The sequence below is a fragment of the Rhizobium ruizarguesonis genome, from assembly GCF_017357285.1.
Classification (GTDB): Bacteria; Pseudomonadota; Alphaproteobacteria; order Rhizobiales; family Rhizobiaceae; genus Rhizobium; species Rhizobium ruizarguesonis.
Map to the genome: position 1 here is coordinate 4,241,927 of NZ_CP071678.1, position 22,271 is coordinate 4,264,197.

The window sequence follows — 22,271 nt, forward strand, 5'->3', positions numbered from 1 at the left end:
CCTTAAATCGATCCCGATTTAAGGAATTGTGCAGTGGGCCGTTCGCCTGTCGGCGGCCGGATCGCCAAGCGGCCGCTATCGCCGCCGGAATTTGTTGGCAGCCTCGATCGCCGCCTTCTGCTGATCCTCCTCGATGCCAAGATAGAAATCCTCAAGCGCCGGATCGGCGAGCCCGGCCCGGCGCGACAGCACGTACCACTTCGCCGCCTCGATCGGATTGGGCGCCGTGCCAATGGCATTGATATAGAGATGGGCGAGCTTGTTCTGCGCGGCGACATTGCCGCCATTGGCGGCAAGTTTCAGCCATTCGAAGCCCTTGACGTAATCCTTCGGCCCACCGACGCCGTTGACCAGCCAGATGCCGAGATCGAGCTGGGCGGTGTCGAAGCCGGCGCGCGCCGCACGTGCCATCCATTCGCGCGCGAGCTGCTTCTTTTCCTCAGGCAGGTCCTTCAGCGTCGCATAGATCTGCGCCACGGCATATTGCGAATCGGCAATTCCCTGCTCGGCCGATTTCTCGTAGAACGGCAGCGCAAGCTTCAGTCCCTTCTCGCCGGGATTGTCGGCGATGAGAAGCTGCGCCCAGTTGAATTCCGCCGAAGGATTGCCGCCCTCGGCCGCCTTGCGCATGTAGTCGTCGGCCTTGACCTTGTCACGCGGCACGCCCTCACCTTCCATCAGGATCAACGCATATTTGAACATCGCCGCCGCATCGCCGCCTTCGGCCGCCTTGCCGTACCAGAAGGCAGCATTCTTCACGTCCTTCTTGACGCCGAGGCCTTGCGAGAGGATTTCGCCGATCAGCGTCTGCGCCGCCGGATCACCGAGTTGGGCGCGCGGTAGCGCCTTGTCCATTGCCGTCAGATAATAACCGCGCTGGAAGGCGCCGTAAGCCTCGTCGATCGGCCCCTTATAATCCTTCTCCGGCGGCAGATCCGGCAGCTTCGCACCCATGCGGTCGAACACGCCGACACCATCGGAGGGGCCCGCTCTCGAGGCGGAGGGCCGGTCGGTGCGGAAGGTCGAAGCCGGCCCCGTGCCCGGCTGGCTGATGACGCTGTCCGGCGCCTGCGCCAAAGCGACATCGGGTCCAGCCGCAACGAGGACGGCCGTGCTGGCAAGGAGATATTTCAAAAGGCGGACGGGTGGGATCGGCATGAGCGCGATTTCAATCCTCAAACCGTGGCGCTTTTTCGTCAAGCAACGCATTGATCTCGGCGACGACCGACGGCGCCCGGGCGGGCTCGCCGAAGACCGCCAGCCGCAGCGCCACGAACTCCGCTCCGGTCTCGGCGACGGCGAGCGCCGAGGCCGGATCGGTGCCACCCATGACGATGCAGGGGATCTCGATCATCGAGGCCCACCATTCGCCGAGCGCAAGGTTCTTCGGATGCGCCTCCGGCTTGATATCGCCGTCGAGCTTGCCGAAGAAGATATAGTCCGGCCTGACTTCGCCGATTTCCAGCGCATGGTGCCGGTCGGCCGCGTTGCCACCGCCGACGATCAGCTTCGGCGCATGTTTGTCGATCGCTTCCGAAAGCGCCTCTGCATTGCTGGAAAGATGCAGGCCATCGGCCTTGGCCCGGCCTGCGACACGGCTGTCGCCTGCAATCAACGCGGCTGCTCCAGCATCCTGGATCAATGGCACCAGCTTTTCGGCATGTTTCTGGAAGGTGCCGTCGTCAAGCCCATATTGCGGCACGATCACCGAGGCGACATCGCCGCCCTTCAGCGCGTCGGCGACGACCTTTGCCTGTTCATCGGCATCAGCGATATCAGGTACGATGAGCACAAGGCGGCAGCGGTTTTCCGGTTCGGTCATGAGGTCTTTCCGTTTCCTGCGAATTCCCCTTCGAAATGAGGGATCCGCACTCGTTTTGTGTGAGTAGTTCCGTTAGACGAGGCTTGCAAGAGGAGGACGTCGAAAGCATGCCGCAGGATTTGTCATTCTACTACGCCGCCGTGCCCGCCGTTCTGCTGGTAGGCCTCGCAAAGGGCGGCATGGGCGACGCTTTGTCGCTGATCGGCTTGCCCTTCCTCGCCCTCGTCGTCTCGCCGGTCGAGGCGGCGGCGATCCTTCTGCCGATCCTGGTCTTCATGGACATGATCTCGCTGGTCATCTGGCGCAAGCATGGCGACTGGGCGACGCTGAAGATCATGCTGCCGGGCGCCGTCCTCGGCATTGCGCTGGGCTGGGCGACCTCGGCGCTGGTTCCGGGCAACATGCTGCGCATCGTCATCGGCGCGGTGACCATCCTCTTCTGCCTGCGCTATTTCTGGAACAATTTCGGCCCGGGCGCCGGCAAGGTGATCCCGCCGCGCGGCCAGCGACCGGTGGCCGCCAGCCTCTGGGGAACATTTTCCGGTTACGGCAGCTTCGTTGCTCATGCCGGCGGTGCGCCCTTCCAGATCTATGCCCTGCCGCTCAAATTGCAGCCACGCGAATATACCGGCACCAGCGTGCGCTTCTTTGCGATCCTCAACGCCATCAAGCTGATCCCCTATTTCGCGCTCGGCCAGCTCGGCACCCAGAATCTTGCGACCTCCGCGACGCTTCTGCCCTTTGCCCCGCTCGCCACCATTGCCGGCGCCTGGTGCGTGCGCCGCATGAAGCCACAGATCTTCTATCCCTTCATGTATGCGATGGCGCTGATCGCCGCCTTCCTGATCGTGCGCGAGGGCCTTGGCTGGTAGAAACCGCTAGAGCATGTCGCGCAAAACTGTGCAGCGGTTTTGCGATAACGACATGCGTAAAAACAAAGACCTAAAGCGCGACGAGCGAATCCGAAGGTTCGCGACGCGCTTTAGACCGTGGCACGCTGCAATGCACAATTTCCTTGCTGGCGCGGCCGGTTTGACGTAGCGTTCCCGTCATGTCGAACACGGACCCTTTCTCTGCGATTGCCGATCCGAACCGGCGGTTTCTGCTGGAGGAATTGCGTCGCGCGCCACGGACGGTCAATGAGCTCGCCGAAGGCCTGCCGATCAGTCGCCCCGCTGTCTCGCAACACTTGAAGGCGCTGCTCGACAGCAATCTCGTCTCCGTGACCTCAGAAGGCACCAAACGCATCTACACGGTCAACAACCGCGGCTTCGACAAGCTCAATTTGTGGCTGGATCAGTTCTGGGCCTGATGCAGGTTCCCATGAGATCAACGGATATCATGCAAATCATATGAACGCCATGTGAGACGTGGCGACCCAAAAGCGCCAGCCGCGATGCCGGATGCATCGGACTGGCGCAAATCTGGTGTCAAATCACCGGTTCTTGCTAATTCTTGGCGGAATGGATGGATTTTACCTTGTTGCGCAAGATGATCGTCCGGCGACCCTTGGGAAGATTAGTGGACGGATGACTTAAGACGCTGAATCTCGTCCTTGATGCGCAGCTTCCGGCGCTTGCATTCGGCAAGTTCCGTATCGGAAATAGAGGGAGATGTTCTGAGCGCGTGCAACTCCTCCTCGAGAGCAACATGCTTTTTCTGGAGTGACTCAAGATGAGCTTGAACAGTCATATGACCCTTCCTTCCTCTTACCCTCCCCGGCCAACATCGTCGGGGATCAAGGTGTCAACGGCCGGACTGTGACATATTTTTGAAGGCTTGTCGAAGGCCAAAAGATGAAGACTGGATGGCAATTTCATGATCAAGACTAACTAGCCGTTACCTGTATTTGGTGATAGGAGCTTGCGGAAATCATCGCCAGATCGGACAAGGTCCAGGGACGGTAACGGGGAATGCATATGGCCGATCAGGAACAGGCGGAAATCAGGCTCACGGTGGCGCGTCTGCGTCAGGAGCACGAGGATTTCGATGCCGCGATCAACGCCATGATCCAGACCGGATGCGATGCTCTGCGAATCCAGCGCATGAAAAAGAAAAAACTCGTCATCAAGGACAGGCTCTCCAAGCTGGAAGATCAGATCATCCCTGACATCATCGCCTGAGAGGGAATAGCAGCAACGATGACAGACAGACCACCCGTCGCCATCATCATGGGCAGCCAGTCCGACTGGGAGACGATGAAAAACGCCGCCGACACGCTGGAGGCGCTGGAAATTCCCTATGACGCGCGCATAATTTCGGCGCACCGCACAGTGGACCGGCTGGTCAACTTCGCCAAGGGCGCACGCGCGGAGGGCTTCAAGGTCATCATCGCCGGCGCCGGCGGCGCCGCCCACCTGCCCGGCATGACCGCCGCGATGACACCGCTGCCGGTTTTCGGCGTGCCGGTCCAGTCGAAAGCCCTGTCCGGCCAGGACAGTCTTCTTTCCATCGTGCAGATGCCGGCCGGTATTCCTGTGGGCACGCTTGCCATCGGCAAGGCCGGCGCGGTCAACGCCGCGCTTCTCGCCGCCGCCGTGCTCGCCCTTTCCGACGAAGAAATCGCCGACCGGCTCGACGAATGGCGCGAGCGCCAGAGTGCTGCCGTCGCCGAATACCCGATGGACGACCTATGACGGCAAGAACGATCGGCATTATCGGCGGCGGCCAGCTCGGCCGCATGCTGGCCATTGCCGCCGCCCGGTTGAATTTTCGCACGATCATCCTCGAGCCGCAGGCGGACTGCCCGGCCGCCCAGCTCGCCAACCGGCAGATTGCCGCCGCCTACGACGATCCGGCGGCACTGGCCGAACTCGCCGATATCTGCGACGTCGTCACCTACGAATTCGAGAACGTGCCCGTCGCAGCCGCCGAAAGGCTCTCGGCGAGCGTGTCCGTCTTTCCGCCGCCAAAGGCGCTGGAGGCCGCCCAGGATCGCCTCGTCGAAAAGCGCTTTCTCAATGACTGCGGCATATCAACCACCCGCTTCCACGCGATCGATAGCCAGGCCGACCTTGAGGCGGCACTTAAGGATTTCGGCGGCCAGGGCGTGCTGAAGATCCGCCGTCTCGGTTATGACGGCAAGGGCCAGAAGGTTTTCCGCTCGGCGGCCGACAGCCCGGATGGCGCCTATGCCGCACTCGGCGGCGTGCCGCTCATCCTCGAAAGTTTCGTCGCTTTCGAGCGCGAGGTCTCGATCATCGCCGCGCGCGCCACCGACGGGGCGGTCGTCTGTTTCGATCCCGCCGAGAATGTGCACCGCGACGGTATCCTTCACACCTCGACGGTTCCCGCCGCGATTTCTGCATCGACGGCGGACGCCGCGCGCCAATCGGCCGAAAAGATCCTTGCCGCGTTGAACTATGTCGGCGTCATCGGCATCGAATTCTTCGTGCTTGCCGATGGCGGCCTGATTGCCAACGAAATGGCGCCGCGTGTCCACAACTCCGGTCACTGGACGGAAGCGGCCTGCGTCGTCAGCCAGTTCGAGCAGCATATCCGCGCCGTTGCTGGCCTGCCGCTTGGCAGTGCCGAGCGCCATTCCGACTGCATCATGCAGAACCTGATCGGCGACGATATCCTTGCCGTTCCCGACTGGCTGAGGCGCCCCGATACGCTGGTTCATCTCTATGGCAAGACCGATTGGCGCCCCGGCCGCAAGATGGGCCATGTCACCACCTTGACGCCGAAATCGCCAGTTTTGGCCTGAGAAAATACCCTTGCGCCTTGGGAAAAGCACCTTCATGTGGTTGACACCGAAAAGGTGAAGAGGTATTTGCTCCCCACCTAAACAGCGCGCCCGATGGCGCGCTTTTGATTGTTAAAGATACGGGCGAATGTGAATTCCCCCATAGAGATCGCGGATCAGAAAAATGAAGATCAAGAATTCGCTCAAGTCGCTCAAGGCTCGTCACCGTGACAACCGTCTGGTTCGCCGCAAGGGCCGCATCTACATCATCAACAAGCTGAACCCGCGCTTCAAGGCTCGTCAGGGCTGATTTCGCGCGTCCGGATTGCCTCGCCGCGTGAGCTTGCGCCGGCAGATATATCCGGTGGGTCGCTGCGGTGATCACATCAAATTTGTTTGATCTTCGGCGCTGGCGGGCTAATATGTCCGCCATGCGCTTTTTTGCTTTGACATCAGCGGCGCTGCCGCTCGCCCTCATTCTCCTCACCGCCTCCTTTCCGGCCGCCGCCGCGGAAAAGCCCGCTGCCGCCGCGAAAAAGGACGTCATCGTCGAGCAGGCGGATACCAACAGTTCGCCGAAGCAACACCTCGACCAGCTCTTCAGCCAGCTGAAGCGTGAACGCGATCCCGAAAAGGCCAGCGGCATCGCCAATGAAATCCGCATGGAATGGAACGATTCCGGCAGCGCCACCATCAATCTGCTGATGCAGTGGGCCGACAAGGCGATCGAGGAAAAGCGCAATCCCGCGGCCCTCGATTTCCTCGATGAGGCGATCGCGCTGAAGCCCGATTATGCCGAAAGCTGGAACCGCCGCGCCACGCTGAATTTCGTCATGGGCAATTATCGCAAGTCGATGTCCGACATCGAACGTGTGCTCGATCTCGAGCCGCGCCATTTCGGCGCGCTCTCCGGCATGGCGGCGATCCTCAGCAATTCCGGCAACGATCAGCTGACCTTGAAGGCTTGGGAGCGTTTCCTCGATGTCTATCCCGCCGAACGCACTGCGCAGGAACAGGCCAACACGCTTGCGGAAAAACTCGCCGGCAACCGCACCTGATTCCTGGTCTGATCTCTTGACGTCGGATTTCGCCGCGCAATTTTAGCATATGGAGGGAACGATATGGCGGTTGTCCGCCAGCAGGTCGTCCCGCAATTATCGCTCGTTGAGATCATGCTTGCAGAAGTTTCCGCTCTTCTCGCCCCGCTCGCCGCCGCCATCGGTTACTCCACTTATAAGGCGCGGCAATTCGAACACGCCTATCCGAATATCGGCGAACTGACGGATGTCGGCGGCTACCGCATGAATGCCGTCCACATCGAGCGTCCCGAAAATGCGGATCTGCCGGCACTGGTCTTCATTCACGGCGCCAGCGGCAATTTGCTCGACCAGGTCGTTGCCTTCCGCGCCGCACTCGAAGGCCGGGCGGAAATGCTGTTCGTCGATCGCCCCGGTCATGGCTATTCCGAGCGCGGCGGCGCTGAGAACGCCGTCCCCTCCGGCCAGGCCGATGCGATCGCCAGACTGATGGAGAAGCGCGGCATCGAGAAGGCGATCATCGTCGGCCATTCCTTCGGCGGCGCGATTACCGCCGCCTTTGGCCTGCGCCATCCTGATAAGACCGTCGGTTTGCTCTTCCTCGCGCCCGCCACCCATCCATGGCCGGGCGGCATCGACTGGTACTATCATGTGGCAACCGTGCCGATCGTCGGCTGGCTCTTCAACCACGCGATCGTCGTGCCCCTCGGTCTGAGCCGGCTGGAGCGCGGCACGCTGAATATCTTCCGTCCCAATCCGCGCCCGGCCGACTACATCGAAAAAACGGGGCCGTCGCTGGTGCTGCGACCCAACGCTTTCCATAACAACGCCGCCGATTTCAAAAGGCTGCTCGCCTATGTGAAGGAGCAGTCGCTGCGCTATTCGCAGATCACCGCGCCGACCGTCATCATAACAGGCGACAGCGACGAGATCGTCTGGGAACACTTGCACTCGCGCGGCCTTGCCCGCGATATATCAGGCTCCGAACTCATCACCGTCAGCGGCGTCGGCCACAAGCCGGATTATCTCGCAACCGATGTCGCCATCGCCGCCATGGAGAAGATATCAGGCAAGCCGCGCGACCTGCAGGCGATCGCCCGCAGGGCCGAGGAGAGGCTTGCCGCCGCCTCACGCGATCAGACGGTCGGAACCGTACCGCCGTCGATCGTATATTCGCCGCCGTGAATGAAGGCCGCACGCGGCGATGCCAGAAAAGCAACAAGTTCGGCCACGCCATCGGGGCGCCCTGGCTTGCCGAGCGGAATGCCGCCAAGCGAACCCATCAACATTTGCCGGCCGCCCTCCTCATCTGTCCCCGCCTCGTCGGCGATGCGCTGGATCAACGCCGTGGCTGCCGTCGTTTCGATAAAGCCCGGCGCGACAGTATTTACTCTAACGCCCTTCGGCCCAACCTCCTTCGAGAGCCCCTTGCTGTAATTCGAAAGCCCGGCTTTCGCCGCCGCATAGGCAAGTGTCGCCTCGTAGAGCGGCAGCCGCCTCTGGATCGACGACACATGGATGATGACGCCATGGCCACGCTCGATCATGCCGGGTAGAAAGGCCCGGTCGCACCGCACCGGCGCCAGCAGGTTCGCGGCGATATCCGCCTGCCAATGTTCGTCGGCAAGGGCTGCAAAGCCGCCGCTCGGCGCCGACGATCCGCCGACATTGTTGATAAGGATATCAAGCCCGCCGAATGCTTCGAACACCCGTTGGACGAGGGTCTTAACGCCGGCAGCGGTGCTGATGTCGACCTGCACGAACAGGTCAGGCGCCTGGCCCTCCGGCAGTGGCGAACGCGCCGTCGTCGCGACTCGGCCGCCGGCGGCCAAGAGACGGGCGACGATCGCCTCGCCCATGCCCTTGGTGCCGCCGGTGACGAGAATGCGCTTGCCGGAAAATTCGTTCGGATCGAAGGGGAATGCAGGAGCGATCGTCATGCGCCGATCTCCAGACGGATGATGGACCGGTCGTCGAGTGTGAAGTGGTAGCGCAGTATTGCCGGGCTGCCTGGAAAATTACCGGAGACGAGGGCGGAGACGATAGGCTGAGCCTCCGTCCCGGCCAGACCGGTCACCTCGACGGTCACGCCGTATTTGCGTGTCGTCTTTTCCATCCAGTCGCGGATGGCCGCATGGCCGCGCAGATCCTCGCCTTCGTCGCGCACATCTGCGTCCTCGCCAAAGGCCGAAAGCATGCCATTTATGTCCTTGCGGTTCTTCGCGGTGAAATAGGTCGCCAGCGGTTTCGGAAGTTCTATAGTCATGAAAGATCCTCTTTTCTTGCATTGGAAAGAGGATGGCGATAGACTTACGAAATAACAAGAACCTACTAAAAAGTATGGTACTTACCAAAAAGTAAGGCGGTCAGATGACACCCTATTCCGCCGCGACCGGCGTCGAAAACGTGCTGAAAATTCTGGAGGGACGCTGGAAGCTGATCATTCTCTTCCACCTCTTCGGCGGCAAGACCCTGCGCTTCTCCGAACTAGAACGCGCCATTCCGGCCATTTCGCAGAAGATGCTGATCCAGCAGCTCCGGCAGATGGAGGCGGACGGCATCGTCCGCCGTATCGTTCATCATCAGGTGCCGCCCAAAGTCGAATATTGTCTGACCGATTGGGGCCAGGCGCTCTGCCCGGCGCTCGATGCGCTGCTGAAATGGGCGGCACTTAAGGACCGTGATCTCTCCGGCATGGCATTTCCCGCCGACGCAACCATCGGCGGGACCGTTTGAATTCTGTTGAATTAAATAGTTAAATCATGATGTTGTCCGAAAACCACTCACACTTTTCGGTGGCATGCTCTAGGCGCTGAGACGCACACCGCCGTCGCAGGTGACGACATGGCCGCTCATGAAGCCGTTTCCGATCAGGAAGACAATCGCCTCTGCAATATCCTCCGGTCTGCCGACACGGCCGACCGGCGTGCGGCCGGCGAAATCCGCAAAGACGCTGCCGCGCTGCTCGGGCGGCAGGAAACTCCACCACGGCGTATCGACGACCCCAGGGGAAACGCCGTTGACGCGCAGCGGCTTCAATTCGGCGGCAAGCACCGGCACCATCGCCTCAATGCCGGCATTGACGGCCGCAAGCCCAGCCGTGCCAGGCATCGCAGCCTGCGCGCTGACCGCCGAAACGAAGGTGATGCTGCCGCCCGGCTGCAGCAGCGGTAGAGCCGCCTGGGCAGCCGCGGCATGCGGAATGAGCTTGGTCTGGAAACCGGCAAGCAGATCCGTCATGTCGAGCGTCGCAAAAGGTCCGGCGCCGTGACCGCTGCCCATCGCCAGCACGAGATGGCCGAATGCGCCGATCCCGGCAAAAGCCTCCCCGAGGCGGGAAAGCACCGTCGCATCAAGCACGAGGCTACGCAGATCGCCATCGAGCGAGGCCTTCGCCGCCGCAAGCTTTTCGCCGTCGCGGCCCACAATGGTGACCGTATATCCCTGTTTCAAAAGTGATTTTGCCGTGGCGAGGCCGATGCCGGAAGAACCGCCGATGACGACCACATGCTGCAAAGACATGATGCTGCTCCTTGAATTGATCAATCCGCGGGCGTTTCAACCACCCGCGGCGCCGGCATCATGCGCGGCCTGGAAACGGCAAACAGTTCCAGTTTTATCCTGGTATCGATACTGATATGATCGCCGCCATGGACCAGAGAGCCGACACATTCGAAGCCCGCCGCCGTGAATTCGCAGCCTTTCTGCGCTCTCGCCGCGAGCGGCTGACGCCGTCCGAGGTGGGCTTGCCGGAGGGTTTTCGTCGGCGCACGCCGGGTCTCCGGCGCGAGGAGCTCGCCATGCTCGCCGGCGTCGGCACCACTTGGTACACATGGCTGGAACAGGGCCGCGACATCAGGCCCTCCGCACAGGTGCTCAACGCCCTTGCCGATGCACTGCGCCTCGACGAGGCCGAACGCCGGCATCTCTTCACCCTCAACAATCGCCATGTGCCGCAGGCTGTATCGTCCGCACCCGAATGCGTCGACGAGCCGCTGCAACGCATGCTCGCCAACCTGACCCACCAACCGGCCTATGTGCTCGGCCGCCGGTGGGACGTGCTCGCCTGGAACCGCGCCGCCGACATGCTGTTCGGTGGTTACGACACGCTCGACCGCGACGAACGCAACATCATGCATCGTCTCTTCGCCGACCCGGCGCATCGCCGGCTGCTCGTCGATTGGGAATCGGTTGCCCGCGTCTCGCTGGCAATGTTCCGCGCCGACAGCGCGCGTTATGCCGGCGATCCGGATTTCGAACGGCTGATCGCGCTGCTGAAGCAGGCAAGCGACGAATTTCGCGACTGGTGGCAGCGCCACGAGGTCATCAGTCCGCTGTCCGGCATCAAGCGCATCGACCATCCCGTCAAGGGCCGCATGTCCTTCGAACATACCGGCCTGACGCTGACAAACCGGCCGGAGATGAAGCTTATCGTCTATACCCCGCTCGATGACGACGACACCAACAGGAAACTCGCCGAGCTCCTCACATAAAGCCGACCCCTTGCATTGCCTCGGGCTGCCGCAGTCCCATATGTTTTTCCATCATTGTCCATAGGAGGGGAAATCATGGGCCGCCTGCATATCGGGACGATCTCCGTCATATCAGCACTCGCGCTGAGCCTGACCTCGGCTTTCGCCGCCTCGCCTGCACCCGTCGAAGCCGAGCACGGCATGGTCGTCACCGCCCAGCATCTGGCGACCGATGTCGGCGTCGAGGTGCTGAAGAGCGGCGGCAATGCCGTCGATGCGGCGGTCGCCGTCGGTTATGCGCTGGCGGTCGTCTATCCCGCGGCCGGCAATCTCGGCGGCGGCGGCTTCATGACCATCCGCCTGAAGGACGGCACGAAGACCTTCCTCGATTTCCGCGAACGCGCGCCGCTTGCCGCGACAAAAACCATGTATCTCGATGCCAAGGGCGATGTCGTGCCGCGCGCCAGCCTCGACGGTTATCTCGCCGTCGGCGTGCCGGGCTCCGTGATGGGCTTCGAGACCGCACGCGAGAAATACGGCACCAAACCGCGCCAGGAACTGATCGCACCGGCGCTCCGCTTCGCCAAGGAGGGCTTCACGCTGGAACAGGGCGATGCCGCAAGCTTTGCCGGCGGCGCCAAGCGCCTCGCCAAGGATGAGGCGGCAGCGAAAATCTTCCTGAAACCGGATGGCAAACCCTATGCATCGGGCGAAAAACTCCAGCAGCCGGACCTTGCCGTAGTCCTGAAAGCCATCTCCGAAAAAGGCCCCGACGCCTTTTATAAGTCAGCGCCCGCCGAGGCGATCGTCAAGGCGAGCCAGGCCAAGGGCGGCATCCTCGCCAAGGAAGATTTCGAGCAATATGCCGTGCGCGAGTTGAAGCCGATCGAGTGCAATTACCGCGGCTACGACATCATCTCCTCGCCTCCGCCCTCCTCCGGCGGCGTCATCATCTGCGAGATCCTCAACGTTCTGGAAGGCTACCCGCTCTCCTATCTCGGCTATAACTCGGCCGAAACGGTGCACATCATGGTCGAGGCGATGCGCTACGCCTATGTCGACCGCAACGCGGCACTCGGCGATCCCGATTTCGTCGAGAACCCGGTCGAGAAACTGCTCGACAAGAAATATGCCTCGGAAATTGCCGCCAAGATCGACCCCTACAAGGCCGGCGCCTCGGCGAATCTGAAGCCGCTCGGCGGCAAGGAAAGCACCGAGACGACGCATTATTCGATCATCGACGACGAGGGCAATGCGGTTGCCGTCACCTATACGCTGAACGGCTCTTTCGGCGCCGGCGTCGTGGCACCCGGCACGGGTGTCCTGCTCAACAACGAGATGGATGATTTCACCTCCAAGCCCGGCGTGCCGAACCTCTACGGATTGGTGCAGGGCGAGGCGAATGCGATTGTCCCGAAGAAGACGCCGCTCTCTTCAATGAGCCCGACTATCGTCACCCGGGACGGTAAGCCCTTCATGGTGATCGGCAGCCCCGGCGGCTCGCGCATCATCACCATCACGCTGGAGGCGATCCTCAACGTCGTCGATTTCGGCATGGATATCAGCCAGGCGGTCAACGCCCCGCGTCTCCACCACCAATGGCAGCCCGACAAGGTCTTTCTCGAACCCTATGCACTTTCGCCGGATACGGAAAAGACGCTCGCCGCTATGGGCTACAGCTTCGATGGAGGCAATGATGCACCGCAATGGGGCCAGGCCGCCGGCATCCTCGTCGGCGGCAAAAGCCTTGCTGCCATCGAAAAAGGCGGCGGCGCCCGCTACAACGGCGCCATGGACAGCCGCGCAGCGGAAGGTTCGGCAAGCGGCTACTGACGCTTCGGGATCGCCTGGTCAAACAGTCGGTAGAAACGCAACCGCGGCTCAAGAAGCAGCGGTGGCACCATTCATGTCACCGTGACAAAGTCGCCGTTCACAATTGGCTTGCCTCGCCCTATGCATGGGCGAACCCGCAAGCAGAAAGATTCCCGAATGGCTAGCATTGAAATGATTGTCGCAGCCCGCGCCCGTCTGCGCGGTCATATCAGGCGTACGCCGCTTCTCTCCTCCCCTTTCCTCAATGAGATCGCCGGCCGGCGCCTGTTCGTGAAGGCGGAATGTCTGCAGCATTCCGGCTCGTTCAAGTTTCGTGGCGGCTGGTCGGCCGTCTCCGGCCTCGATCTGGCCGTGCGCTCCAAAGGTGTCATCGCCTTCTCCTCTGGCAACCACGCCCAGGGTGTTGCGCTTGCGGCCAAGCTGCACAATGTCCCCTCCGTCATCATCATGCCGCGCGATGCGCCGAAGCTGAAGATCGCCAACACCCGCGCCTTCGGCGCCGAAGTGGTGCTTTACGACCGCGTCAACGAGGATCGCGACGAGATCGGCGCGAGACTTTCGGCCGAGCGTGGCCTGACGCTGATCAAGCCCTTCGACGAACCGCTTGTCATCGCCGGTCAGGGCACGACCGGTCTTGAAATCTCCGAGCAGGCTGGAGAGGAAGGCGTGACATCAGCTGAAGTCCTGGTTCCGTGCGGCGGCGGCGGATTGACCTCCGGCATCGCGCTCGCCCTTGAAGCCAGTTCTCCCGGCTTTCGCGTGCGTCCCTGCGAGCCCAGGGATTTCGACGACACCGCCCGCTCGCTCGCCTCCGGCAGGATCGAACGCAACGCGGCGGTATCGGGCTCGATCTGCGATGCGATCGTTACGCCGCAGCCGGGTAACATCACCTTCCCGATCCTCAAGCGCCTCGCCGGCGCCGGCATCGTCGTCACCGACGAGGAGGCGCTGCGCGCCATGGCACTCGCCTTCTCGCGGTTGAAGATCGTCGTCGAGCCCGGCGGCGCGGTGGCGCTCGCCGCCGCCCTCTTCCATGGCGACGCCCTGGAAAGCGACACGGTCATCGCCGTCACCTCGGGCGGCAATGTCGATTCCGATATCTTCGCCATGGCTTTGGAACGGTTCAGCTGAAAATCGTTCAATTGAACGCCATCGACCATCCGCAGCAGAGCCGCGGATGGTTTCTATCTGTGATCGTTATGCGATCTTGTAGCGTTTCGCCGGCGCGGTGCGAGATAGGTTCGGCATCAGTGCCTGGCGCGCCTGCTCGTAAGCTGCAAGCTGGCCGGCATCTTCGAGCGACGGAATCGTCGCGAACTCGCCCTGCTCGAGGCCTGCAAGCGACGCATCGACCATGTTTTCCGCCGACATCACGATCTCATTCGGCAGATGCTCGACCGGCGTGCCGGCGATGTCCCTGAATTCCGTCGCAGTGGCGCCAGGCAGCACGGCCTGAATGCGGATGTTCTTCTCCGCCAGCTCATGCTTCACCGACTGGCTGAAGGCGAGCACGAAGGCTTTCGTACCGCCATAGACGCCGTTCAGGAGCTCCGGCGCGATCGCGGCAATGGACGCAATATTGATGATCGTGCCGCCGCCACGCGTGACGAAGCCGGGAACGGCGGCATAGGTCAGCCGCATCAGTGCTGTGACGTTTAGCTCGATCATCTCTTGCATCTTGTCGACATCGGCGGCAAGCAGCGGTGCCGTTCCGCCGACGCCGGCATTATTGACGAGAAGCGTGATGCTCCGGTCTTCCTTCAGCATGCCTTCGATGCGGGCAAGGTCTGCCCTGTCGCCGAGATCGGCAACGACGGTCTCGACCGTCCGTCCTGTCTCATCAGTCAGCCGGCTTGCCAACGCCTTCAGCCGATCGCCGTTGCGGGCGACGATGATGAGGTCGTAGCCCTGCTTTGCCAGCCTGTGAGCATAAATTGCGCCGATGCCCGAGGATGCGCCGGTTACCAGCGCCGTGCCCTTATGTTCCTGTGTCATAATCTGTCTCCTTGCATGCGCCGGCCCGATGCCTTGCGCTTGAGGAGAGTCTTACGCCCGATTGCGAATGTCCTAAATGTCATATATACCACCTTTAAGGACATCCTCTTTTCAGGACGCGATGGTCATGCAGCAAATCGGCTTTCTTCTCTATCCCGGCTTCCAGATCATGAGCCTCGCTGCCGTCTCGGCCTTCGAGTTCGCCAATATCGAACTCGAGGAAAAGGTTTACGAGGTCCGCTATCTCTCCGAACACGGCGGGCCGATTGCCAATTCGCTTGGCATGGTGATGGAGACGGAGGCCTTTGGGGACCCGGCCCTCGACACGCTGATCGTGGCGGGAGCGCCCGGTATCAGACTGCCGAATGCGGCGGAAACCGACTTCGTTCGCGCCGCCCTGCCCGTCACACGTCGCCTGGCGTCGATCTGCACCGGCGCCTTCTTTCTTGCCGAAGCGGGCATCCTCGACGGCCGCCGCGCGACGACGCACTGGTATGTCTCCCGCGAGCTGCAAAGCCGCTATCCCAAGATAAAGATAGAAGAGGACCGGATCTTCATCATCGACGGTTCCGTCTGGACGTCCGCCGGCATGACGGCCGGTCTCGATCTGGCTTTGGCGATGGTCGAGAAGGATCACGGTTTCGATGTGGCACGCGCGGTTTCCCGCACGCTCGTCGTCTATCATCGCCGCGCCGGCGGCCAGTCGCAATTTTCCGCCCTTCTGGAACTGGAGCCCAAATCCGACCGCATCCAGAATGCGCTCGCCCACGCCCGCAGCAATCTGAAATCGGCGCTTTCGGTGGAGGAGCTGGCGGAAGCCGCCCATCTCAGCCCCCGCCAGTTCAGCCGCGCCTTCCGCGCCGAAACCGGGCAATCGCCGGCCAAGGCCGTCGAGAACCTGCGGCTGGAAGCGGCCCGCCTGATGATGGAGCAGGGCCGCCACCCGATCGATGTCGTTGCCCGCGAAACCGGTTTTGCCGATCGCGAGCGCATGCGCCGCGCCTTCCTGCGCGCCTTCGGCCAGCCGCCGCAGGCAATCCGGCGCGCAGCCCTACAGGAATTGCAAATGTGATGCACCCTGCCTACTGCATAATTCCTTAAATCGGAATCGATTTAAGGATAAAATTATGCAGCAAATCAAAGTGCTACAGCGTCCTTTGCGCGTCTGAAAAGACGCGCAAAGGACGCTGTAGGCGGCAGGATGCATCCTGTTCTCGTTAACCCTCCTGAAGCGCCCGGCGGATTGCGATCTCGACCGGCGAATAGGCGCCGTCCTGCCGTTCAAGCCGAAGAGGTTCGGAAGGCGCAAGGCCGGGCTGCGCCATGAAACGCGGCTCCTTGCCGCGATGCATCTGCGCTGCATGGATGAGGAATGGATGGCATAGATAGACTGTGCCCGCCGGGCCTGTCGCCAACGCCAGCGGCCGCTCTTCCCCGACATGCTCCAGCCAAAGGTGGCCCATCCCCGCTTCGCCCGCCGGCGCCAGAAGGCGTGCGATATCCTGATGCGAGCCGACGCGGATACGGGTCGGTGCATCCTCCTCCCCGACATCCGAGAACAGGAAGAGCATCAGCAGCGCCCGCCCGCGAGAGGTGATGTTCACCCGCCAGGCGGAAAAGTCCCGCTGCTCATTCGGATTGGAATCCGCGCCGGGATAGCTGAGGTCGACATGCCAACCGGCATCCCCGGGATCATCGGGATGGGGAAAGCGGACCGGGAAACTGCCAAGTCCATTGCGCGGCTCCCAGCGCCCCTTGCCGACGAGCTGATCAAAGGCCGAATGCAATACCGGCGTGTTGACGGCTTTCTCGAACGGCCCGCCGCCATAGCCGGCAAGCCGCACGACTGGCTGCGTCCACGTCCTTGGATCATCCGCATCGAAGGGAATGTCGCGCCACATGATGGCACGAGCTTCCCCGGCCAATGCGCGGGGAAAAGCGTCGTCGATCCTGACGAAACCGTCCTCGATGAATTGCTCGATCTGCGCGGCACGCAGCGCCGCCGGATAAACATCTGATGTCATGACATATCTCTCTATCGCCAATCCTGCCGGCTCTGTCCTTGGCCAGACGCAGGGTCGTTACGGTCCACGGCAACGCGCCAGCCGCAAAGGCTGGGCAGCGGCCGCATCTTCTGATGCCCGAAGGCAGAGCCTTAGAGGCTCAAGAAGAAGACCGAAGCGATATTGAGGATGAACGTCTTCATAGCGGTTCGAGGCTACAGGCTTGCACCCGAGGGGTCAATGCCGAGATGTCAGGCCACCACCTCGCGCAGCGCACCATGCACCGACTGAAGCACGAGTTCGGCAAGCCGCGCCGCAGCCGGTTGCGGTTCGGCTTCCGCCCGATGCAGGACCAGGCCGAGCTTCGGCAAATCAGGCAGGCCGATTGTCCCCGGCGCCAGCGGCCGGACCTTCGCCGGCAGGCCGATCGGCGTGCGGATGGTGAGGCCGAGGCCCGCCGCCGTCGCGGCCCAGAGACCGCCGAGGCTCGGACTGACGAAGGCGAGCCGCCAGGAAATGCCCGCCTCATCCAGCGCCTTGGTCGCCGCGCTGCGCAGCAGGCATGGCGCCTCCAGCGAAGCGAGGGGCATCGGCTCGCCGCTTGCGGCTTGCCAGCCCGGCGGCCCCTCGGAAGGTCCGATCCAGCGCATCGGCACTTCGCCGATCCTCTCGCAATGCGCCGTCAGCGTGCCATCGCTCCATGCAAGCGCCAGATCGAGCTTGCCCGATGTGACGCGCTCAAGCAGCTCGGCATTGCGCACCACCCGCGCTTCGATCCGGACCTTCGGATGGGCACGCGCAAAGCGGCCGAGCACATCAGGCAGCAGGGTCTCGCCGAAGTCCTCCTGCAGGCCGAGCCGCACCCAGCCTTCCAGCTCGACGCTGTGCACGGCCGCAGCCGCCTCGTCGTTGAGCTCCAGCAGTCGCCTGGCATAACCGAGCATCGTCTCGCCGGCATCGGTCAGCGCCAGCCCGCGACCCACCTTGCGGAAAATCGGCGTACCCGCCTGTTCCTCCAGCTTCTTCAGCTGCGCACTCACTGCCGAGGTCGAGCGCCCGAGCCGCTCGGCCGCCTTGGCGAAATTGCCGAGTTCCATGCCGGTCGAAAAGGTTCGAAGCACCTCGAGATCAAAGATCGTCCGTCGCATTCTATAATCCCATTTTTCAGGATCATTAATCCAGAAAATTCTGATTTTCGGTATCATCGTGCCGTGCGATGGTTCTGCTGTCAAGGCCGACGGACGGCCTGAACCATGGAGATCCCGATGCCCTTCGTTCGCATTTCCCTTCGCAAAGGCAAATCGCCGGACTACCTCGCGGCGCTGGCCGATAACATCCAGCGCGCCCTGGTCGAGACCTTCGACGTGCCCGAAAACGACCGCTTCCAGACCATCCACCAGCATGACGGGAACGAGCTGATCTTCGACCGCAGCTATCTTGCCGGCCCGCGCTCCGACGATTTCGTCTATATCTCGATCACGATCGGCAGGCCTCGCACCGGCGAGATGAAGGCAGCGCTCTATCGGCGGCTCGCCGATCTCCTGGCGCAATCGCCGGGCCTCCGGCCCGAGGACGTGATGATCGTCATCAGCACCAGCGCACCGGAAGACTGGTCCTTCGGCAATGGTATTGCCCAGATGACCGACGCAGACTGGCGGCTTCGTGCGGTCGGAGGCCGACAATGAGCGCTTCGAACCCGAAGACCATGACTGTCAAGCGCCCCGGCAGGGCAATCCGCTCGCCTGAGGGCGTCGCAACTTCGCCTTTCTGGGTCGAGATGTTGCTCGAAGGCGGCGCCGATGGCGAGAACACCGCAATGCGCGCCACGCTCGAACCCGGCACCATCACCCGCTGGCACACGCATCCCAGAGGCCAACTGCTCTATGTACTTTCGGGCTACGGGCTGGCGCAAAACGAGGGCGGCCCGGTCGAAACATTGCGTGCCGGCGATGCCGTCTGGTTTGCGCCCGGCGAGCGCCACTGGCATGGCGCGGCCGGTGACAGCCCCTTCAGCTATATCAGTATTCAATCGGTGGAAAACGGCAGCATCGTCGAATGACTGCAGCCGGTGGAGGGACAGTCATGATCACCATGCAGTACAGCTTCGCCCTGCCCGCCGATTACGACATGTCGGTCATCGACCGCCGCATCCGCGACAAAGGTCCGCTGCTCGACGGCTTTCCCAATCTCGGTTTCAAAGCCTATCTCAGCGCCCGCAAGGGAGAGTTCGGCAGCCACGACAATCTCTATGCGCCCTTCTATCTCTGGCAGAGGCCGCAAGGGGCAAGCGACTTCCTCTGCGGTCCGGGCTTTGAGACGCTGACCGGCGCCTTCGGCTGGCCGCAGGTGAGGACCTGGATCGTCTGGCAGGCAGAAATCTCGCGCGATATCGCCTCGGCCAGGTTCGCCACACGCGATATCCTGCAGACGCAGCCCTACGCGCCGCTCGGCGATATTCGCCGCGCCGAAAGCGCGGCGGCCGAAGCAGACCTGACGACAGGCGGCGCACTCGCCTCCGTTTCCGGCTTCGAACCGACGAGCTGGACGAGGGTACGCTTCAGGTTATGGCGAGAGATTCCCGAGATCGGCGAGCACACCCAGGCCTATCGCGTCGGCCACCTATCCCTGCCTCAACCCTGAACTCAGACGGTTGCCCGGCGATAGAAGGCCAGCGAGCCGGCAAGCGCCAGCAGCGCGCCACCGCAGGCTCGCTCCAGCCACATGGCGCCTGAGGTTTTCAGGAAACGCACCGCCTGCGAGCCGAAGAAGGCGTAGCCGAACATGATGAGGAAATCGAGCGCGGCAAAGACAAGGGCGAGCAGCATATATTGCGTCGCCTGCGGCATGGTCGGGTGGATGAACTGGGGCAGGAAAGCCGAGAAGAACAGATAACCCTTCGGATTGGTCGCCGCGACCATGAAGCTCTTCAGTCCGATCGAGAAGGGCGATGTCGCACCCGCAGCCGCCCCGGACTTCAACGCCGCATCGATCGTGCCCTTCGAGCGCAGCAGCATGATACCGAGAAACGCGAGATATGCGGCACCCGCCCATTTCAGCATCGAGAACCAGAATTCCGATGCGGCGAGCAGCGCACCGAGCCCGATCGCGACGGCGCCGATCAGCACGAAATCGGACAGCACCGCGCCGATCATGCCGGCAACTGCCCGGCGCAGGCCATGCCGAGAACCGTTGGTCAGCGCCAGCAGCACCGTTGGCCCCGGCGTCGCGATGCCGACAAAGGAAACGGCTGCAAAAGCCAGAAGCGTGACGATATCCATGATGCTCCTCCGAACCCAGAGCATGTCCTGCTCCAGCGACCGAAACTTGCACGCGCCGCCAAGCTTGGCAATGCCGTCCGTCAACGAAGAAGCCCGCCGCCTCTCCAGGCAGCGGGCTTTCGAAGGCATGCGGTTGGATCAGACGCCGCTCTGGCCGTCCGAGCCGATATAGGCAATGCGGATCATGTTGGTGGCGCCGGGCGTGCCGAGCGGCACGCCGGCCGAGATGATGATGCGATCGCCCGGCTTGCCGAAGCCTTCGTCCGCGACGATGCGGCAGGCGCGGTTGACCATGTCGTCGAGATCGGTCGCGTCATGGGTGACAACGCAATGCAGGCCCCAGACGATGGCAAGGCGGCGTGCCGTCTTGATGATCGGCGACAGCGCCAGGATCGGTACCTGCGGACGCTCGCGCGAGGCGCGGAGGCCTGTCGTGCCCGACGAGGTGTAACAGACGATCGCCGACAGCTTCAGCGTCTCGGCAATCTGGCGGGCGGCAAGCGAGATCGCATCGGCACCGGTCGCTTCCGGTTGGGCACGCTGGGCATAGATGATGCCGGGATAATGCGGCTCGCGCTCGATGGCAGTGGCAATCGACGCCATCGTCGCGACGGCTTCGACGGGATAGTCGCCCGAGGCCGACTCGGCCGAGAGCATGACGGCATCCGCACCTTCGAAGACGGCGGTCGCGACGTCGGAAACTTCGGCGCGTGTCGGCACCGGCGCTGAGATCATCGATTCCAGCATCTGCGTGGCAACGACCACCGGCTTGCCCGAACGGCGGCAGGCGCGGATCAGCTGCTTCTGGATGCCGGGAACCGATTCGAGCGGCATTTCGACGCCGAGATCGCCGCGGGCGACCATCAATGCGTCGGAGAGCTCGATGATTTCCTCGATGCGCTCGAGAGCCTGCGGCTTTTCGATCTTCGACATCAACCCGACACGGCCACGGGCGATCTTGCGCACTTCGGCAAGGTCGTCGGGACGCTGGACGAAGGAAAGCGCCACCCAGTCGACATCGTCGGTGGCGAGCACGGCATCGAGGTCGGCACGGTCCTTGTCCGTCAGAGCGCCGACGCCGAGCAGCGTATCGGGAAGGCTGACACCCTTGCGGTCGGAGATGCGCGTGCCCGAAATAACTGTGGTGACGATGCTCTTGCCGTCGCATTTTTCTGCGCGCAAGGCGAGCTTGCCGTCGTCAATCAGCAGGCGGTGGCCGGGCTGCACCGATTCCAGGATCTCGGGATGCGGCAGATAGACGCGGTTCTGGTCGCCGAGCGCTTCGTTGTTGTCGAGCGTGAAGGTCTGGCCGGGCTTCAGGTCCACCTTGCTGTCGACGAACTTGCCGACACGCAGTTTCGGTCCCTGGAGGTCGGCGAGAATGCCGATCGGCCGGCCGGAACGCGCCTCGACCGAGCGGATGCGCTGGATAAGCGTCCGCATCACGTCGTGGCTCGCATGGCTCATATTGATGCGGAAGACATCGGCACCAGCCTGATGCAGCTTCTCGATCATCGATTCCTCGGCGGAGGCTGGCCCGAGGGTGGCGAGGATTTTAATTTTGCGATTACGCTTCATCAATTCTGGCTTTCTTGCGTCCCTGGGGTGTCGGAGAGCTGAACCATCCAGCTACCCTGGCGGCCCGTATCATATTCCTTGAATCCCATCTTCTGGTAACCGCGGGCATAACAATCCTGCACACCCGTGATCTTGAATTCGTTTTCCGCCACGCACATCTGCACGTCACCCGTCCATCGTCCTCCCCGGGCGGCGTCCTCTGCGTAGAGGTAATAATAACGCGACTGCAATTCTCCCTCGATCAGCGTGGCGCAGGTCGTTGCCGGCACCTGCCACCAGCCCTCCGTCACCCAGCCATCCTTGGCCCGGTATCCGATCGCGACGCCGACGAGATTCTGTGTTCCGTTGCAGACGCGAAAATCGGCGCGTGCGGCATCTGCGATGAAAAACGGCATGGCGGCTGCAAGAGCGAACAGAGCGAGACGGACCAGCGGCCCGGACCGCGTGAGGAAACTTGGCGCGGCTTGGATCAACACGGCTCCCAAATAGCTCCACGGTTATTCGTATCCGTGTCTTCTTGCGCCGCCGTCAAGCGAAAGTCAACGCAATGCTAATCGATTATATT

28 protein-coding genes are annotated in these 22,271 nt (G+C 62.3%); 16 read left to right on the top strand and 12 right to left on the bottom strand.

The annotated features are described in order from the left end of the window. Positions 1-75 precede the first annotated feature (75 nt). On the bottom strand, positions 76-1,158 hold the full coding sequence (locus tag J3P73_RS20855; RefSeq protein ID WP_130665078.1) for a tetratricopeptide repeat protein: 1,083 nt from the start codon (positions 1,156-1,158) through the stop codon (positions 76-78). Positions 1,159-1,168: 10 nt separating this feature from the next. Next, positions 1,169-1,822: a thiamine phosphate synthase gene (locus tag J3P73_RS20860; RefSeq protein ID WP_130665079.1), complete on the bottom strand. Its 654-nt coding sequence runs from the start codon at positions 1,820-1,822 to the stop codon at positions 1,169-1,171. Positions 1,823-1,929: 107 nt separating this feature from the next. On the opposite strand from J3P73_RS20860, the gene J3P73_RS20865 reads away from it, so the two are divergent. Beyond that, the gene (locus J3P73_RS20865; protein ID WP_130686790.1) at positions 1,930-2,694 is read left to right on the top strand and encodes a sulfite exporter TauE/SafE family protein; all 765 of its coding nucleotides are present in this window, start codon (positions 1,930-1,932) and stop codon (positions 2,692-2,694) included. A 179-nt stretch (positions 2,695-2,873) separates the two neighbouring features. Next, the gene (locus J3P73_RS20870) at positions 2,874-3,134 is read left to right on the top strand and encodes an ArsR/SmtB family transcription factor (RefSeq protein WP_003542830.1); all 261 of its coding nucleotides are present in this window, start codon (positions 2,874-2,876) and stop codon (positions 3,132-3,134) included. Between the two features lie 206 nt (positions 3,135-3,340). Here J3P73_RS20870 and J3P73_RS20875 read toward each other — a convergent pair whose 3' ends face one another. Next, positions 3,341-3,514 carry a YdcH family protein gene (locus tag J3P73_RS20875; protein WP_003542831.1) on the bottom strand — a complete coding sequence of 58 codons (174 nt, stop codon included), beginning with the start codon at positions 3,512-3,514 and terminating at the stop codon, positions 3,341-3,343. 227 nt (positions 3,515-3,741) lie between these two features. On the opposite strand from J3P73_RS20875, the gene J3P73_RS20880 reads away from it, so the two are divergent. The 6 genes from J3P73_RS20880 (at position 3,742) to J3P73_RS20905 (ending at position 7,732) form a co-directional block, all read left to right on the top strand. After that, complete coding sequence (locus J3P73_RS20880) at positions 3,742-3,945, top strand: YdcH family protein (protein ID WP_017968168.1); 204 nt, start codon at positions 3,742-3,744, stop codon at positions 3,943-3,945. Positions 3,946-3,963: 18 nt separating this feature from the next. Then, the gene (gene purE / locus J3P73_RS20885) at positions 3,964-4,458 is read left to right on the top strand and encodes a 5-(carboxyamino)imidazole ribonucleotide mutase (RefSeq protein ID WP_011653459.1); all 495 of its coding nucleotides are present in this window, start codon (positions 3,964-3,966) and stop codon (positions 4,456-4,458) included. Then, positions 4,455-5,531 carry a 5-(carboxyamino)imidazole ribonucleotide synthase gene (locus tag J3P73_RS20890; RefSeq protein ID WP_130686791.1) on the top strand — a complete coding sequence of 359 codons (1,077 nt, stop codon included), beginning with the start codon at positions 4,455-4,457 and terminating at the stop codon, positions 5,529-5,531. The genes purE and J3P73_RS20890 overlap by 4 nt, the downstream gene beginning before the upstream one ends. 163 nt (positions 5,532-5,694) lie before the next feature. Further along, on the top strand, positions 5,695-5,820 hold the full coding sequence (gene ykgO, locus J3P73_RS20895; RefSeq protein ID WP_003566454.1) for a type B 50S ribosomal protein L36: 126 nt from the start codon (positions 5,695-5,697) through the stop codon (positions 5,818-5,820). Between the two features lie 112 nt (positions 5,821-5,932). Further along, the gene (locus J3P73_RS20900; RefSeq protein ID WP_130665082.1) at positions 5,933-6,568 is read left to right on the top strand and encodes a tetratricopeptide repeat protein; all 636 of its coding nucleotides are present in this window, start codon (positions 5,933-5,935) and stop codon (positions 6,566-6,568) included. A 114-nt stretch (positions 6,569-6,682) separates the two neighbouring features. Continuing rightward, a complete protein-coding gene (locus tag J3P73_RS20905) occupies positions 6,683-7,732 on the top strand; it encodes an alpha/beta fold hydrolase (RefSeq protein WP_130691477.1) in 1,050 nt (349 codons plus the stop codon). On the opposite strand, the gene J3P73_RS20910 is transcribed toward J3P73_RS20905, so the two are convergent. Together J3P73_RS20910 and J3P73_RS20915 are read right to left on the bottom strand one after the other, a co-directional pair. Then, complete coding sequence (locus J3P73_RS20910; RefSeq protein WP_130691240.1) at positions 7,684-8,487, bottom strand: SDR family oxidoreductase; 804 nt, start codon at positions 8,485-8,487, stop codon at positions 7,684-7,686. The genes J3P73_RS20905 and J3P73_RS20910 overlap by 49 nt on opposite strands. Then, entirely contained in the window at positions 8,484-8,813 is a 330-nt protein-coding gene (locus J3P73_RS20915; RefSeq protein WP_018072851.1) for a nuclear transport factor 2 family protein, read from the bottom strand. The genes J3P73_RS20910 and J3P73_RS20915 overlap by 4 nt, the downstream gene beginning before the upstream one ends. Before the next feature lie 104 nt (positions 8,814-8,917). On the opposite strand from J3P73_RS20915, the gene J3P73_RS20920 reads away from it, so the two are divergent. After that, complete coding sequence (locus tag J3P73_RS20920) at positions 8,918-9,283, top strand: winged helix-turn-helix transcriptional regulator (protein ID WP_130692700.1); 366 nt, start codon at positions 8,918-8,920, stop codon at positions 9,281-9,283. Between the two features lie 69 nt (positions 9,284-9,352). Here the strand turns inward: J3P73_RS20920 and J3P73_RS20925 are convergent, their stop codons facing one another. Next, positions 9,353-10,069, bottom strand: a complete 717-nt coding sequence (locus J3P73_RS20925) for an SDR family oxidoreductase (protein WP_130691242.1) — start codon at positions 10,067-10,069, stop codon at positions 9,353-9,355. A 116-nt stretch (positions 10,070-10,185) separates the two neighbouring features. Here J3P73_RS20925 and J3P73_RS20930 point away from each other — a divergent pair, with 116 nt between their 5' ends. The 3 genes from J3P73_RS20930 to J3P73_RS20940 all read left to right on the top strand — a co-directional run bounded on the left by J3P73_RS20930 (position 10,186) and on the right by J3P73_RS20940 (position 13,983). Next, a complete protein-coding gene (locus J3P73_RS20930; RefSeq protein WP_130692702.1) occupies positions 10,186-11,040 on the top strand; it encodes a helix-turn-helix transcriptional regulator in 855 nt (284 codons plus the stop codon). A gap of 75 nt (positions 11,041-11,115) precedes the next feature. Then, a complete protein-coding gene (gene ggt, locus J3P73_RS20935; RefSeq protein ID WP_207579695.1) occupies positions 11,116-12,852 on the top strand; it encodes a gamma-glutamyltransferase in 1,737 nt (578 codons plus the stop codon). Positions 12,853-13,008: 156 nt separating this feature from the next. Next, a complete protein-coding gene (locus J3P73_RS20940; RefSeq protein WP_075224389.1) occupies positions 13,009-13,983 on the top strand; it encodes a threonine ammonia-lyase in 975 nt (324 codons plus the stop codon). A 66-nt stretch (positions 13,984-14,049) separates the two neighbouring features. Here the strand turns inward: J3P73_RS20940 and J3P73_RS20945 are convergent, their stop codons facing one another. Beyond that, the gene (locus tag J3P73_RS20945; protein ID WP_130692704.1) at positions 14,050-14,847 is read right to left on the bottom strand and encodes an SDR family NAD(P)-dependent oxidoreductase; all 798 of its coding nucleotides are present in this window, start codon (positions 14,845-14,847) and stop codon (positions 14,050-14,052) included. Positions 14,848-14,974: 127 nt separating this feature from the next. On the opposite strand from J3P73_RS20945, the gene J3P73_RS20950 reads away from it, so the two are divergent. Continuing rightward, positions 14,975-15,919, top strand: coding sequence for a GlxA family transcriptional regulator (locus tag J3P73_RS20950; protein ID WP_075224476.1), 945 nt, complete (start codon positions 14,975-14,977; stop codon positions 15,917-15,919). 145 nt (positions 15,920-16,064) lie between these two features. Here J3P73_RS20950 and J3P73_RS20955 read toward each other — a convergent pair whose 3' ends face one another. After that, positions 16,065-16,871, bottom strand: a complete 807-nt coding sequence (locus tag J3P73_RS20955) for a phytanoyl-CoA dioxygenase family protein (protein WP_075224391.1) — start codon at positions 16,869-16,871, stop codon at positions 16,065-16,067. 230 nt (positions 16,872-17,101) lie between these two features. Then, positions 17,102-17,998, bottom strand: coding sequence for a LysR substrate-binding domain-containing protein (locus J3P73_RS20960; RefSeq protein WP_075224392.1), 897 nt, complete (start codon positions 17,996-17,998; stop codon positions 17,102-17,104). A gap of 117 nt (positions 17,999-18,115) precedes the next feature. Between J3P73_RS20960 and J3P73_RS20965 the strand changes: the two genes are divergently transcribed. The 3 genes from J3P73_RS20965 to J3P73_RS20975 are packed head-to-tail and all read left to right on the top strand — an operon-like array spanning position 18,116 to position 19,490. After that, positions 18,116-18,535, top strand: coding sequence for a tautomerase family protein (locus J3P73_RS20965; RefSeq protein WP_024322359.1), 420 nt, complete (start codon positions 18,116-18,118; stop codon positions 18,533-18,535). Further along, complete coding sequence (locus tag J3P73_RS20970) at positions 18,532-18,909, top strand: cupin domain-containing protein (protein ID WP_130692706.1); 378 nt, start codon at positions 18,532-18,534, stop codon at positions 18,907-18,909. The genes J3P73_RS20965 and J3P73_RS20970 overlap by 4 nt, the downstream gene beginning before the upstream one ends. 23 nt (positions 18,910-18,932) lie before the next feature. Continuing rightward, entirely contained in the window at positions 18,933-19,490 is a 558-nt protein-coding gene (locus J3P73_RS20975; RefSeq protein ID WP_075224394.1) for a DUF4865 family protein, read from the top strand. Positions 19,491-19,492: 2 nt separating this feature from the next. Here the strand turns inward: J3P73_RS20975 and J3P73_RS20980 are convergent, their stop codons facing one another. From J3P73_RS20980 to J3P73_RS20990, 3 genes are all read right to left on the bottom strand, one after another. Then, complete coding sequence (locus tag J3P73_RS20980; protein ID WP_026170957.1) at positions 19,493-20,128, bottom strand: LysE family translocator; 636 nt, start codon at positions 20,126-20,128, stop codon at positions 19,493-19,495. Positions 20,129-20,266: 138 nt separating this feature from the next. Further along, on the bottom strand, positions 20,267-21,706 hold the full coding sequence (gene pyk, locus J3P73_RS20985; RefSeq protein ID WP_018072837.1) for a pyruvate kinase: 1,440 nt from the start codon (positions 21,704-21,706) through the stop codon (positions 20,267-20,269). Continuing rightward, positions 21,706-22,191: a DUF1036 domain-containing protein gene (locus J3P73_RS20990; RefSeq protein ID WP_017967841.1), complete on the bottom strand. Its 486-nt coding sequence runs from the start codon at positions 22,189-22,191 to the stop codon at positions 21,706-21,708. The genes pyk and J3P73_RS20990 overlap by 1 nt, the downstream gene beginning before the upstream one ends. Between the last annotated feature and the right edge of the window lie 80 nt (positions 22,192-22,271).